This is a genomic window from Pontibacter sp. 13R65, from assembly GCF_047525655.1.
Classification (GTDB): Bacteria; Bacteroidota; Bacteroidia; order Cytophagales; family Hymenobacteraceae; genus Pontibacter.
Window position 1 is genome coordinate 1 of sequence record NZ_JBLIQL010000045.1, and the last position, 14429, is coordinate 14429.

Here is a 14429-nt window from a genome sequence, read left to right on the forward strand (position 1 = left end):
CGCTCGAGAGGGAGCAAAGTTGCCGAAAGGAACAAGCCATAACACATCCATAACATGAGACACCTTTACTGGGCAATACTCTTCTTGGCCCTTGTTCCTTTTGCCGCGCGTGCCCAGTGGAACCCGACGGGCCACAATGCCACCACCGGCCACCTGGACGTGGGAGGGGTGTGGGTGAACGGAATCAACGACGGCTATAACGGCGGGTTCTTGAACCTGGTCAACAGCGGCACCGGCAATTACTGGCACCTGACGATGCGCTCCTCGGACCAGGACAAGTTCCAGCTGATGCGCTGGAACGCCCCGTCGGCCTCCTGGCTCACGCCGCTGACCGTCACCATGGACGGCCGGCTTGGCTTAGGTGTGACTTCGCCGGGGGCCAGGCTACAGGTGGGCGGAGGATCGGTTGCCGATGACAACGGCAACCCGGCCGAGGCCCTGGTGTGGGTGGGGGGCAAGGACAACGCCTTCGTGGGCCAGCTGGTTAACTTCCGCAACCCCGCTGCTTACGACTCTGACGGGATGCACTGGTGGTCTCCCGATATCCTCTTCGGACGCCACAAGAACACCGCAGTGTGGGCCTTCAAGGAGACACACGGCAGCGGTCTGGGGGAGGCCCAGAAGGACATCATCCGGGCGGAGCTGGTGGATGAGGGGGGCTACTCGCACCTGGGTTCCTTGGTGCTGGCCCCGGACAGAGGCAACGTGGGCATCGGCACCTCCTCTCCGGACGCCAAGCTGACGGTGGCTGGTGACATTCATGCTCGGGAGGTGAAGGTGACGGTGAACGCGGGGGCTGACTTCGTGTTCGAGCCGGACTATGCGCTGCCGAGTTTGGCGGAGACGGAGAGATTCGTCAAGGAGCACCGGCACCTGCCCGGAATAGCTCCTGCCGCTCAAATGGAGGAGCAGGGGGTGGATGTGGGTGCTTTCAACATCCTATTGCTGCAGAAGGTCGAGGAGCTCACGCTCCACCAGATCGAGCTGCTCAAGCGTCTTGAGGCGCTTGAGAAAAAGCAAGGAAAGCGGGCAGGCAGGAAAATTACCGAGACAAACAATCAACCATAGCACAACAATTACCAGGTAATCTATGAGCCAAACTTAATTTAGGCACACTAAATACCTATGTTACCCAAAGCACCATTTTGCCCTTACAGCTTTACAAATATTCATTATGAGATTTGGTTTTTTTGACAATTTGTTTTCTGCATTAGGAAGTAAAAAATTTATGTTTTTGCTCCTTTTACTGGTGATTTTGCGATTTGGGCAAAGTCAGGATTTAAAGCTTACCCCTTTGGTTCCTCCACCTCCTGATGTCAGCGCGCTGGGGAAGTTTGGTCTCGTTCCAGTTGATTACTTTACTGGTGTCGCTGATATCACTATTCCGATTTACACCATTGATGAAGGTAACCTGACGTGGCCTGTATCCATTAAATATCATTCAGGTGGAATCAAGGTAAAGGAAGACGCAAGCGAGGTAGGGCTTGGCTGGGCATTGTGCGGAGGGGGGACAATCGTAAGTGTTACACGGGGTAAGCCTGATTTCCCGGTTGGGTTTTTAAATGACCATACTAGCATGCCAGATCCCCCAAGCATGATCACTGGAAAAAAATCTCCTTTAATGAGTGTTAGCGAACGCTATTACCTGTGGGATAGCGACAAAAAAGTTTTCCCGTACAACTCCACAGAGAACCCTACAATAGTAACAGCAGTTACGGGTTTGAACCTTACCAAAAACGGAGCGGATAAAGAATATTATTTTTATTTCAATTTTGGGCAGGATCCGCATAATGCTGTTGCCCCTGATTTTTCTTCTGACTTGTACATTATTACTATTGGGGAGAAGAGTTATAAGTTTATTTTCGATAACTCCTTTAAACCAGTAGTTTTAGGGGATGGTAGCATCAAAATCGAGCTCATAGAGAATGGTAATTATCCAAATTGGAAAGTTACAGATGAACAAGGCATTCAATACTATTTTACTCAGGGACAGTTCTACTACGCAAGCAACAGCCCGATCAATGAAGCGAATCCTAATTATGGTCTGCAGAATCTCAATACATGGCACCTGACAAAAGTAAAGTCCCCAATCTATGGAGAGCTTAACTTTACGTACCAATATGAGAATAAGAAGTTTATAAAGCCGTTGCCAGCGCTCTCTGAGACTTACCTTGTAGGCATGATATCGCCTTACACACAGCAAATTACAGACAAGGTAACGCCTTCTTATTCCCTTTACGAGCAGGTGTATCTTGACAAGATTCACTTTAGCTCAGGCTATATGCGCTTTATTTATTCTTCTGATCGTCTTGACCTACAGGGTGCAAAGCGGCTTACTGCGGTAGAGGTGAGACAGAGGGGTGGAGACGACAAGCTTGTTAGAAAAGTAAAGTTTGACAACAGCTCCTATTTTGTGTCAACGTTAGGCACCTTGGGTAACATTGAGTTTCGGAATGCTCATCTTCAGATCAAGAATGCCTACCCTCAGTATGATGATAACATGACAAAGCGCTTGAGGCTAAACAGCGTTTCAGAGGTTGATCCCGCGGGCCTTGCGGTAGAGAGAAAACACACCTTCTCATACAATGACAAACTTGAACTTCCCTCGAAGCTGTCTTTGTCGATAGATCACTGGGGCTATTACAATGGGGCAAACAACAACATGTTGTTGCCTCCAAGCAATGTAAGACTCTCTATCTTCCCAACTAGCCAATACTATCCCGGAGCTAATAGGAATGCTAACCCTGCTAATATGCAGGCCTGTGTCCTCACTAGCATAAAATATCCTACTGGAGGAAGCTCAAGCTTTAAATATGAAACGAACCAATATAAGCGAATTGACGCTGAGATCATTTTCAAAGAAGAATACTCTAGCCTGTACAAAGCATGGGGTTCCAGTGAGATTAACATATCGCCAGGCTTTGTTGACGCAAGCGGGAACTTTACAGTAGGATCTGAGTGGAATGGGAAGAAGCTAGTAATAGAATCATTCAATAGCAGTAACATGCCTCGCCCTTACCCCAGTGGCTCTTTCTTGGAGATAGTCTTGAGGAGAAACAACTATGTCCTGAAGCGTATACCCCTCGCCTCCAACGGCAACTTGACAGAGAGGCTTGTCGATTCATCGTTCGTTCTTGAGCCAGGAAACTATAACATATCATATGAGTCTGCACCGTCGAGCTTCTTCAATAGCCTGCAGATCCGCCGGCAGCTGTATATCCCTAAGGCAAGCTGGACAAGCCAGCAGGTCGAAAAGACATATTATGTCGGTGGCTTGCGGATAAGCCAATCAGAGAGCTTTGACCCCGTTAGCGGTAAAAGCATGGTGAAGAACTATGCATATTTTGATGGAGTAAGGGATGCAGATCCTATCTATGAATCTAGCGAGGGAGACGGTAGCTGGGTTAATTATTGGGAAGGAATGATTAAGGAGCATAATAGTGCCCATATGTACAGGCATGGCCATTCCATATACAACTTCAGTGACGGGAGAAGCTCACCCTACTACGGCTATGAGAAAGTCCTGGTAACTGAGCAATCAAGCGAAGGGGAAAGTGGAGCAATGGAATATCTGTATCATGCAGAACCAAGTCTTAACATTAACACAATGTTGTTGAGAGGCGGATTGACGTCTATGGGAATAGCGAACCCGGTACCTGCTCCTATTCCTGAAATCCCTTCAGGCTTTCGAGGGAAACTCAAAGAGGAGAATTACTATAAATATGCTGGCAAGGATTATGGTGAGGAGAATTACTATAAATATGCTGGCAAGAATTATAGTCTGGTACGCAAAAAGAAATATCATTACACGGACGAAAACGTGGAGACAGTCTGGCAAATGCTATTTAACCAAGGACTATCAAAGTTACTAACACAGGCCTCTCAGCTATTTAATATTTACGCACACCATTTTGCCATTCCTATAAACCGTAATATGCTGAAGAAAGTTGAAGACTTCTCTTTAGATGACTCTGGTAACAGCATTGTGACTTCTCAGGAGTATCAATACGACAAAACCAACGGGCATTATCAGGTAATAAAGTTAAAGACGGAAACATCGAAAGGCGACATACTCATCACCAACTATAAATACCCTCAGGACTATACTCCTTTGGCAGACGTAGCAGGCTTAGACTCAAGATCACAGGGAATAAAGTTATTGCAACAAACCCATGTTGTTAAGCCTGTTGAAACTTATAAGGAAATGATGACAAAGGGCGGAAGCGGCAGCAAGTACTCAAGTGGGTTACTTTACACCTATAACACTGACTTGCCTACAGTAAAGGAGGTGCTAGCCTTAGAGCCGACTACTCCACTTGCATCTTTTAGTGCATCCAGTGTCAATGGAGGGGCATTTCTGTTTGACGACCTATACGATGTTCGCATTCAGTTCCATAAATATAAAGAAGGTAGATTATTAGAACAGTCGTTCAAGTCAGGCCCCGTTCGCTCCTATGTTTGGGGGTACTCCAATATTTTTCCTGTGGCGGAAGTGATAAATGCTAGACAGGAGCAAATCTACTATAACGGTTTTGAGGAGGATCCGAACAGTAGCAGTGATGTTAAGGCAAAGGCTGGTACTAAATATATAAATGGATTTGAGTTTGTACCACCTTCAGGGTTCACTCCTGCCCTGAACAGCAGGTTGTCATACTGGGGGCTAGAGAACGGGAAATGGGTCTACCATGAGCAAGAATACAGCGGTGGGGTAGTTACCCTTTCTGGTAATGTTGACGAGGTAAGGATACACCCGGCAGGTGCGCAAATGACGACCTATGCCTATGACCCTTTAGTAGGCATGACCTCTGCCACCGATACCAATGGTCAAACCACTTACTATGAGTATGACACATTTGGCCGGCTTTACTTGGTGAAGGATAGTGAGGGTAATATCCTTAAGAAGTATGAGTATCACTTTCAGGGGCAGTAACATTAAAAGAAAAATGAAACAGATCTGTTCATTGGCTTATAGAGCAGCGGTGGAATGCCTCGTAGGGTTTAATAAGAAACTCTCATACTTGTCATGCTCAATCTTGTTATTATTGCTGCTGTCAGTCTCTCTCTCTCCAGGCGCGTATGGTCAGGACCGGCCTTACTATGGCTATTGGCAGGAGAAAGCGGAGATGGAGAAGCTGTTCCTTCAAAAAGAGACAGAGGCAAATCAGGCCAGTGCCCCCACGAAAAAAACAAAAACCAGTTCCGGGGCAGGGATAAGTACCTTCTCGGTCACGGCCCTGTCAGGCTGCACGACCTCACCGGCGGGGGCCACGATGGCCAACCCGATCCAGATCGGCACGATGGGCGCCTGCAACGGGTCCTACAGCGACACGCGCTCGAATGCAGCCTCCAACTGCTACGGCAACAGCTACGGCTACCCGAGCGACGAGGTGTTCTACCGCCTCAGGCTGACGGCGGCCACGGAGCTGACAGCCTCCACCTGTGGCTCGACCTTCGACACATACCTCTACGTGCTGCGGGCGGACGGGAGCCTAGCGGCGAGCAACGACGACAACGGCCCCCTTTGCGGCGGCCCCAACGCCTCGCTTCGCACGAGCCTACCGGCCGGCGACTACTTTGTGGTGGTTGAGGGCTGGGACACCAACTCAGGTACATACGCCCTCTCGGTAGGCACGGGCCCCGCCCCTACGCTGTCGGTGAGCCGGCAGACGGCGACGGTGAACCCAGGGGAGCCTGTCGTGCTGACGGCCTCCGGGGCAAGCAGCTACAGCTGGTCCCCAGCGGACGGGCTCAGCGCCACTTCGGGGGCGCAGGTAATAGCCACCCCGAGCGCGACAACGGTTTACACCGTGACGGGGCAGCGGGGCAATGGCTGCTATGAGACGCGGACGGTGACGGTGGGGGTAAGGACCATGCCAACCGTCTCAGCCCCCCCTGTCAGCGTGCCGCTGGGGGAGACCGCCAGGCTGAGCGCCACGGCTAGGGCCGCGGGCAAGGGGCTTTACTTCGACGGGCTGGATGCCGTGGCCCGGGTAAGTGACGTGCGGCAGGAGGCCAGCCTGGAGGCCGGGCTCGTCAACAACTTCACGATGGAGGCCTGGGTGTATCCCACTGCCACGCATGAGGTGGATGCGGAGGCGACCAGCGGCATCGATGGGGTATATAATCAACGTTATGCCATCTTCCCTGTGCATGGGGTGCTGGCCTGGGAGGCCGGCCACGTGGGGGCTGGATTCTCGGTGGGCACTAACGGGGTGAGCGTCTATGAGCTCGGGGAAAACTTCATGCCGCCGGTGCTGGTGTGGCAGGGAACCCTCTCGGGCTGGACCCATGTGGCGGTGGTGTATCGCAACAAACAGCCCCACCTGTTCATCAACGGCTCCTTTGTAAGAGCAGGCCTAGTCACCAGCCAGCCCTATGTGCACCCCTCCACTTACATGGGCAACTCGTTCCAAGGCTACCTGGATGAGGTCAGGATCTGGCGGGGCGCGCTCTCTGATTGGGACCTCGCACAGCGCCACAACAAGGGGCTGACAGGCCGGGAGGCCGGCTTGGCCGCCTACTGGCGCCTGGACGAGGGCCTCGGGCTGCTGGCCCTGGATGAGGTGGGGGGAAGGCACCTGCAGCTCCGTGGGGGGGCGAGCTGGGTCGAGTCCGGCGCGTCCATCCTGCCGGAGCTACAGTGGGACGAGGGCCCCGGCCTAGCCCGGACGGCCGGGGCGGAGGTGAGCTTTATGCCTCCCGGCCCTCATGCCTACAAGGTGACGGCCACCACGGCCACCGGGGTGCAGGCCTGGGCCGAGGCCCAGGTGAGCATCTCGCGCGACATGGCAGAGAACCGCAACCGCATCGTCACCTGGACGGTGCAGAAGGCGGGGGAGAAGGACCCAGTCACTATCAACACGCTCGGCCCGGAGGATGCTGTCCGGGAGGCCGCCTATTTCGACGGGCTCGGACGGCAGGTGCAGACGGTGGTGACGCAGGGCTCGCCTACGCTGCGGGACGTGGTCACGCCGGTGACCTACGACGCCTTCGGGCGGGAGGACAAGCAGTACTTGCCCTACACCGCCGCTGCCACCGGCAGGTTCAGGGAAGCAGCTCCTACGGAGCAGACGGCTTTCTACAGCCCCTCTTCGCCGGCTTTTCCCAACGTGGCCAAGGACGCGGCCCCTTATGCCGTGCCCGTCTACGAGCCTTCACCCCTGAACCGGGTGGTGGAGCAGGGCGCGCCAGGAACTGCCTGGAAACCGGTGGCCGGCAGTGCTGTCGGCAACACCATAAAGAGTGCCTTCCGCACCAACATACTGGAGGAGGTGCGGCTCTGGGAAATGGACCCTGTCACGGGCGAGATTTTCAGCCGCAGGCACTATTGGCCTGGCACCCTGCATGTGACCGAGGTCAAGGACGAGCAGGGGGGCCTGACGGTGGAGTACAAGGACCTGCAAGGGCGGGTGGTGCTGCGCAAGGCGCAGGAGGCGAGCAGCGTGACAGGCACGCAGGTCCACGGCTACGCTGAGACACAGTATGTCTACGACGAGCTGGGCAACCTGCGGCTGGTGATCCCGCCTGCTGCAGTCTACCCGCCCAGCAACAGCAGCAGCGGCAGAATCTGGCGTGAGCATTGGGCCGATGTGCCTGGATCTCTGCTGCAAGACCTGGACCTGAGGCAAGTTCCTTCCAGCGTCTCAGCGGAGCTGAACTCCTTCGAGACGCTCACAAATGTTGGCCATAACTATGGGCAGCGAATCAGCGGCTATCTAGTGGCACCGACCACTGGTACCTACACTTTTTGGATTTCCGGTGACGACGAGTCGGAGCTGTGGCTGAGCACCTCAGACAACCCGGGCCAGAAGAGAAAAATAGCTTTTGTCAATGACTGGACATATCCGCGGGAGTGGGACAAGTCCCTGGCGCAGCAGTCAACACCCATCCAATTGGCGGCGGGCAAGCGCTACTACATCGAGGCGCTGCACAAGCAAGGGGAAGGGGGAGATAATCTAGCCGTTAAGTGGCGGCTGCCGGGCGGGGTGGAGGAGACGCCTATCCCAGCAAGCCGGTTCGCCTACACCTTCTTTAGATATATTCGGCTGACGGAAGACTTCATCTCCAAGTGGTGCTTTCGCTACGCCTACGACGGGCGAAAGCGGCTCATCGAAAAGCAGGTGCCGGGGGCCGGGCCGGTGGAGATCATCTACGACAGGCTTGACCAGCCGGTGCTCACGCAGGACGCGGCGCAGCGGGAAAGAAATGAGTGGGGGTACACCCGCTATGATGCCCTCGGGCGGGCGGTGGAGACGGGCATCTACCGTCCTGGGGAAATCCTGACGGGGGAGCAGATGCAGGCGGAGCTAGACAGCTTCCTTGATAGCAACGGCGGTAATGTGGCGGATGGGCCGATGGAGACGCGCACGGTCCGGCAGGGGGAGACCATTGAGTCAAGCGCTTATGACGGGTTTTCTGTCTATCAGGCCAGTCAGTCGATCACGCTGCTGCCGGGCTTCTCCTTCTCGCCGGAGGGGGGAAGCTCATTCACGGCCAAGATAGGTCCTGCGTCGGCCGTGAATGAGCTAAGAAGCTTCCCCTCGGACCCGAACCAATGCGAGCCCCTGACCCAGACCTTCTATGACCACTACGGCCATGACGTGCTCTCGGGCCACACCTTTGCGGCGGAGACGGCCATGGGGCAGGCACAGGAGGACCTGAACATCCGGGTGCGGGGCCAGGTGACCGGCACCCGCACCCGGATGGTGGGGACGGAGCGGTGGCTCACGGCGGTCACCTACTATGACAGCAAGTACCGACCCATCCAGACCATCGCCGACAACCACCTGGACGGCCTGGACCGGACCAGCACCGTGTACGACTTTGTGGGCAAGCCCCTGAAGACACGCCTGCAACACCGGGCAAACGGGGTGACGCGCACGGTGGCAAATGAAATGAAGTACGACCACATGGGCCGCCTAAAGGAGCAGTGGCAACGCATGGACAACGAGGCCGAGGTACTGCTGGCCCGCCACAGCTACAACGAGCTGGGGCAGCTGGTGGACAAGGAGCTGCATAGCCGGGATAATGGGGGCAGCTTCCTGCAGAGCGTGGATACCCGCTATAATATCCGGGGCTGGCTCACCAGCATCAACAACACAACCTTGAGCAACGACGGGGTCCGAAATGATGACACGGGGGACCTGTTCGGCCTGGAGCTGGGCTATGAGGCGGGCATGCGGCTAGGCGGCACCGCACAGTTTAACGGCAACATCGCCGAGATGCTCTGGGCCACCACGACCGACGGCGGCAAGCAGCGCGGCTACGCCTACACCTACGACAAGCTCAACCGGCTCAAGACAGCTAAGTACCGCGCCCTGAACGGCACGGAGGTGGACTGGTACACGGTGCAGGGCCTCAACTACGACCTCAACGGCAACATCCTGAGGCTGCAGCGGCGCGGCCTACGCACAGGCCAGGCCTACACCAACACGGGGCGCACCTACGGCATGGTGGACAACCTAACCTACGCCTACGAGGGCAACCGCCTGGCTACGGTTAACGACGGGGAGAGTACGGTGGTGGGCCCGGCGGGCGACTTCCGCGACAATGGAGTAAAGAAGACCTATGCGGCTGGCAACGCGACCACCTGGGAGTACGGCTATGACGCCAACGGCAACATGACCCGGGATGACAACAAGGGGATCGTCAGCGTCAGCTACAATCATCTGAACCTACCGCAGAAGGTTGACTTTGGCCCGGCCAAGGGCTATATTACCTTCGATTACACGGCCACAGGCCAGAAGATCCGGAAAACGGTGCAGGAGCCGGGCAAGGCGGCCGTGGTAACCAATTACAGCGGTCTATTCGTCTACAGCCCAGAAGCGCTCTTCGCCCATACGCCGGAGGGGCGGGCCCTCTACGAGCCGCTCGCTGACAACAAATGGCGCTATGAGTACCACCTCAAGGACCACCTGGGGAACCTGCGCGTATCCTTTGCAGAACCGCAAAACTTCTCCGGCTTCGCGACAATGGAGACGATGCGGGCCATGGTGGAGGAGGAGTCCTTCGAGAACGTAGGGGAGACGCGCCACCAGGACCGGGTGCATGCCCGCACCGGCAGCCATGCGGCACTCCTGGGCGTGGGGCGCGGCAAGCCGCTGGGCCCCCTGAAGCGGGTGTCCCTGCACAAAGGAGATAGCCTCAAGGCCGAGGTATTCGGGCTTTATGAGCAGGAGGCTAAGAAAGGTGTCGCCTTCAGCCTGGCCTCCTGGCTAGCCTCTAGTGCGGCAGGCGTGACCATCGGCGGGGAAGGTGGCAATAAAGCCAAGGCGCTGCCGCTGTTGGGGGCCGGGGTGGCCTTGGTGCCGCAGGCCGTACAGAAGGCAAAGGGTGCTCCTTTGGCGTATATTCGCTATATTGTCTACGATGCCGACTCTAACTATGTGGAGAGCGGCTATCAGCCCCTGGCGCGGGAGGCGCAAGGGGAGTGGCAACAGCTGGAGCTGATGTATGTGGCTGCGCAGAATGGTTATGCGGAAGTATATGTTGCCAATGAGAGCGCAGAGGATGTATGGATGGATGACATGCGCATCATGGTAGCTAGCCCGATGCTAGTCCAGGAGAACCACTACGACCCTTGGGGACAGAATCTCGTGGGGATAGAGCAGCAGGGCAGCCCTGATCACCTCTTCCAGTACAACGGAAAGGAGAAGCAGACCGAGCTGGGCCTCAACTGGCTGGATTATGGGGCCCGGATGTATGATGCCCAAATCGGAAGGTGGCATGTGGTGGACCCAATGGCAGAGCAACGAAGCTGGCTGTCTCCTTATAATTATGTACAGAATAACCCGATTCTTAGGATTGACCCGAATGGGATGTTGGATGATATTGTTATCAACGGGGAAAATAATTCCAGTGTAACCGTAAAAACTGACCTTGTTGATATATCCCTTCAATCAAATATTGATTTTAATGGAAATCACGTTGTTACAGATCTTTCAAATGTAGCGATCGGTTATCAATCCACTTTATCAACTACTGCTACAGCTGCAGTAGGAACAAATTATGATGCTTATATGATTTCTACAATGTTTTTAGGTGGTGATTATGCCGGTTATTGGTATGATTATGCTGGTGTTGAAGGACAACTCCAGGCTACAACCTCAGTAGAAGCCTCTATTGGTGCTGGGAGAAGCTGGTTTGTTGCTTTTAATAATAATCCGGAAACGAACAATCCAGATGGTTTTGCTGGTAATTATTTTGGTGGCGGGGCATCAGCATCGTTTCAACCTATTATAGGTGGAGCTACTATTGGTGGACAATATTCTGTTTCCCAAGATGGTACTTGGAGACAGTTCTCAGTGGGTTTATCTGTCTCTGTAGGACCACAAATAGGATTTTTAGGTGGAGGAAGTGTTACAGCAGAGGCACATATGGGATCCTTAAAACTTTTAACTAAACCAGTTCCAACTAATCAAAGGTCTATTATTGATAGAGCTAGTAACTTTCTTTCGCACTAACTATAAAACCATAAGATTTTGAAATTGTCATTACAAATTGTTGTTGGAGTAGTAATGTTTTTTATTGCTGCTTTTGTTATGGGTGTAGTGTTTCTTAGCCATCACTCTGATAATTTATCCTCAGAAGCGAGGAATTCTATAGAAGATGTTTATGGTAACATGAGCTACAAAGGTAGGATAATTGAAATACATAAAATACGTAGAGGAGGGAGAACTTATGCTATAGCTTGTATTGACCTAGACTACTCTAATGTAGAGGACTTTCATAGGTTTGATAAGATATCTGCCTTTAGAATTAAAAATAATGTTGCAAGCCTACCAGTTGGATTTATAGGAGAAACGCTTGTTGAGCCAGCAAAATCTATTCTTGAAAGTAATTATGTTGAGGTAAACTTGCAAAACAGTAGTAAAATGGTCTTTTATTCAAATAATAAGATCACTGCCTCAAAGGATTTATATTATAGAAGTAGCAATTTGCGTGAAGAGGATTTACTTGTGTGTGATAATAAATAAGTGTGCTCCTGCAATCGTAGGCTTGTAGCCTTACCTTATTCCATACTCCTTTAGTGCAAGTTTTCGCATAGCAGGACTTATGACTAATAATAGTAGTCAATCTTCAGACTGGCGACAGTTCGGCAAATTATCAGAAGCTCATCTTTTACGAACGGGCTTCTGATTTTTAGTAGTTTTCCTTTGGTAGTGAAAGCCGCTACCAAAGGAAAACTCATTGGCAGGAAAAGCGGGATTCGAACTGCTCGATATCATGGAGGAGCCTGAGAGTCAGGCTGTCAAAGCTGGCTGCTTTTTAAAATCTTTACATAAGAACCTTTTGTGTTAATTATGTAAAACATAAATTCTAATAGGCTGTAGAGGATAGTTAAGCATTGAAGAAAATCGGTATATTCATTTCCACCCTGCGACTAAGCCTTCGCCCCATAAATTCAATACCTGCATCAAAAGCACCCATAAAGAAACAGCAACTGCCATGAATGAGAGAACAGCCTTACGAACAGTAAGAGGGACAAGCTTGCTATGTCAAATACAAAGGAGCGTCTGCATCGGCACATTGCTCCTGTTGCTTTTTCCTTTTGCCGCCTCAGCCCAACAAAGGGATCTGCAGGAACGCCTACATAAGGGTATTGAAAAGGCAGAAAGGCTCCTGCAACAGTTGCGTCAGCAAAAGGATAGCCTACAGTCCCGCCAGGAGGCAATCCCGGATTCAATGGCCGTCTTGCAGGTAAAGCTGGACAGTCTGCAGTTCCAGTACCCGGACTCGGCCCTGCTGGCGCAGAAATCCGACAGCCTGCTGCAGGCCCTCCTAAAGCAGGAAGAGGTACAGGCACAGCTGCAGGAGGCAGAAAGCAAGCTGGAGCAGGAAATTGGGCAGGCAAAGGAACAACTCACAAAGCAGCTCAGGCAAGAACAAACACAGGAAGCGCTGGACAGGCTGGAGGCGGCAGGCAACAGTGCCGGAGGCAGCCTCGCCGACATGCAAAAAATGGCCCAGGTACCCGAGCTCCCGGAGCTGAGCCAGCTACAAAAGCTGCCGGATCTGGAGGAGCTACAAGAGAACCTGAAGCAGGAGGCCGGAAAAGTAGCCACGGATTACCTGACCACGCAGCAGGAGAGGCTAAGCCAAGAGGTGCCGGACCTGGAAGGATACAAAAGCCGGGTGGAGAAGTTGGGAAGCGTGAAGGACCTGCCGAGAGGCGCATTGAAGGTGCAGCCGATGGGGGACAAGCCCTGGCAGGAGCGGGTAGTGCTAGGCACGCTTTGGCAGCTGGGCAAACAGGAGGTATACTTCCTGGACCTGGGTCCTAACCTGGCTTGGCGCTTCACCGAAAGGCTCTCTGTAGGTGCCGGCTTCCAGTACCGCCTGAGCCTCGACGTGCAGCGGAAACCTTGGTCTGTGGGTACCCATGACAGGGTGCTGGGCTACTTCGCTTTCTCCGACTTCGAGGTGAAGCAGGGCTTCTTCGGTCGGCTGCATTACGAGGACCTAAGCTCCCCCGTCCCCCGCACAGACGCGACCACTCAGGCCGAGACCATAGGACAGGAGTGGGTGAAGGGCCTGTCAGTGGGAGTGGGCAAGAGCTACGCATTGTTCAAGCAGGTGCAGGGCTACGCGCTCGTGCAGTACAACGTGCTGCACCAACACGACCGCACGCCCTACCTGCACCCGCTGCAGGCCAAGGTCGGCCTCTACATCAACGGAAAGCACCTGCTGAGGAAGAAAAAGAAGTAGCTTGAGAGACTAGATACAACTTTCTTCCGGAGTAGCCAACACAGGCTGTGAATATCTTTAGGTCACCATATTCAATGCTATGGATCTGCAGTCCCGTGAAAGGGCTCTCTTAGCGCTACAGATTTAGGTGATATTCTGCTAAACGCAGAATACAGGGCCAACTCCATAATAAAGTCTGTGTCTGTGGCAACATTGAGCAACATACGGATCCTCAGGTACACCCTCTCCAAATAAGAGAGGAGAAAGGTCATGTTTTAATTCTTATTGGGAAGGAATATGCGCTTCCAATATGCTACTTTGGCTGATAACTGTCCGTTGCGGGGTTAAGGGCACTTTCCGGAGGGGTATTAAAAAGATGAGGGCAGCCACCGGCCATCCTATCATACCGACTAAAACTAATCTAGAACTATGAAAATCAACTTCGGCTAAAAATTACAAGACAGACACAGAGACGGCCGTATTGATTCCATTTTTAGCAGAATAATATAACTTATTTGTATTATAACACAGCATAATTGTTATAGTACAATCATGAAAGCTTCATTATGCTTCAGTGCCTGAGCTAAAAAGGAGCTAGTGGCAGAACAGCACGATTGTAGGTTTATAGTCCTTGGGCTTGGTCCCAGGAAGCCTAGATATAGTAGGATCGGTTAAATATTATTTTTATGGTCACGTCCTGTTGCTGTACCGTGGCAAAGTGCGCATACACTCTTGCCACGGTA

Annotated in this window: 7 protein-coding genes and 2 pseudogenes; 8 read left to right on the top strand and 1 reads right to left on the bottom strand. The window is 52.9% G+C overall.

Features of this window, described 5'->3' with window-relative positions; all coding sequences use genetic code 11:
* Nucleotides 1–54: 54 nt before the first annotated feature.
* From ACMA1I_RS23085 to ACMA1I_RS23100, 4 genes and pseudogenes are all read left to right on the top strand, one after another.
* Nucleotides 55–1068, top strand: coding sequence for a hypothetical protein (locus ACMA1I_RS23085; RefSeq protein WP_337070863.1), 1014 nt, complete (start codon nucleotides 55–57; stop codon nucleotides 1066–1068).
* Nucleotides 1069–1174: 106 nt separating this feature from the next.
* The gene (locus tag ACMA1I_RS23090) at nucleotides 1175–4930 is read left to right on the top strand and encodes an RHS repeat domain-containing protein (protein WP_337070864.1); all 3756 of its coding nucleotides are present in this window, start codon (nucleotides 1175–1177) and stop codon (nucleotides 4928–4930) included.
* A 93-nt stretch (nucleotides 4931–5023) separates the two neighbouring features.
* Nucleotides 5024–5587, top strand: a complete 564-nt coding sequence (locus tag ACMA1I_RS23095; RefSeq protein ID WP_337070865.1) for a hypothetical protein — start codon at nucleotides 5024–5026, stop codon at nucleotides 5585–5587.
* Between the two features lie 283 nt (nucleotides 5588–5870).
* Nucleotides 5871–7142 (top strand): annotated as a pseudogene (locus ACMA1I_RS23100) (DUF6443 domain-containing protein); the annotation flags it as partial.
* Nucleotides 7143–7144: 2 nt separating this feature from the next.
* Here the strand turns inward: ACMA1I_RS23100 and ACMA1I_RS23105 are convergent.
* Nucleotides 7145–7300, bottom strand: a complete 156-nt coding sequence (locus ACMA1I_RS23105; RefSeq protein ID WP_414703973.1) for a hypothetical protein — start codon at nucleotides 7298–7300, stop codon at nucleotides 7145–7147.
* Here ACMA1I_RS23105 and ACMA1I_RS23110 point away from each other — a divergent pair.
* The 4 genes and pseudogenes from ACMA1I_RS23110 to ACMA1I_RS23125 form a co-directional block, all read left to right on the top strand.
* Nucleotides 7287–7991: pseudogene (locus ACMA1I_RS23110) on the top strand (PA14 domain-containing protein); the annotation flags it as partial. The gene ACMA1I_RS23105 and the pseudogene ACMA1I_RS23110 sit on opposite strands and share 14 nt — an antisense overlap.
* Nucleotides 7992–8600: 609 nt before the next feature.
* Nucleotides 8601–11462, top strand: a complete 2862-nt coding sequence (locus tag ACMA1I_RS23115; protein ID WP_337070867.1) for an RHS repeat-associated core domain-containing protein — start codon at nucleotides 8601–8603, stop codon at nucleotides 11460–11462.
* 18 nt (nucleotides 11463–11480) lie between these two features.
* On the top strand, nucleotides 11481–11975 hold the full coding sequence (locus ACMA1I_RS23120; RefSeq protein WP_337070868.1) for a hypothetical protein: 495 nt from the start codon (nucleotides 11481–11483) through the stop codon (nucleotides 11973–11975).
* Between the two features lie 472 nt (nucleotides 11976–12447).
* The gene (locus ACMA1I_RS23125) at nucleotides 12448–13707 is read left to right on the top strand and encodes a hypothetical protein (protein ID WP_337070869.1); all 1260 of its coding nucleotides are present in this window, start codon (nucleotides 12448–12450) and stop codon (nucleotides 13705–13707) included.
* Nucleotides 13708–14429 lie beyond the last annotated feature (722 nt).

What these genes read in the sequence shown, in the direction of transcription:
- ACMA1I_RS23085 (WP_337070863.1), top strand. Translation starts at nt 55, where the DNA reads ATGAGACACCTTTACTGGGCAATACTCTTCTTGGCCCTTGTTCCTTTT.
- ACMA1I_RS23090 (WP_337070864.1), top strand. Translation starts at nt 1,175, where the DNA reads ATGAGATTTGGTTTTTTTGACAATTTGTTTTCTGCATTAGGAAGTAAA.
- ACMA1I_RS23095 (WP_337070865.1), top strand. Translation starts at nt 5,024, where the DNA reads ATGCTCAATCTTGTTATTATTGCTGCTGTCAGTCTCTCTCTCTCCAGG.
- ACMA1I_RS23125 (WP_337070869.1), top strand. Translation starts at nt 12,448, where the DNA reads ATGAATGAGAGAACAGCCTTACGAACAGTAAGAGGGACAAGCTTGCTA.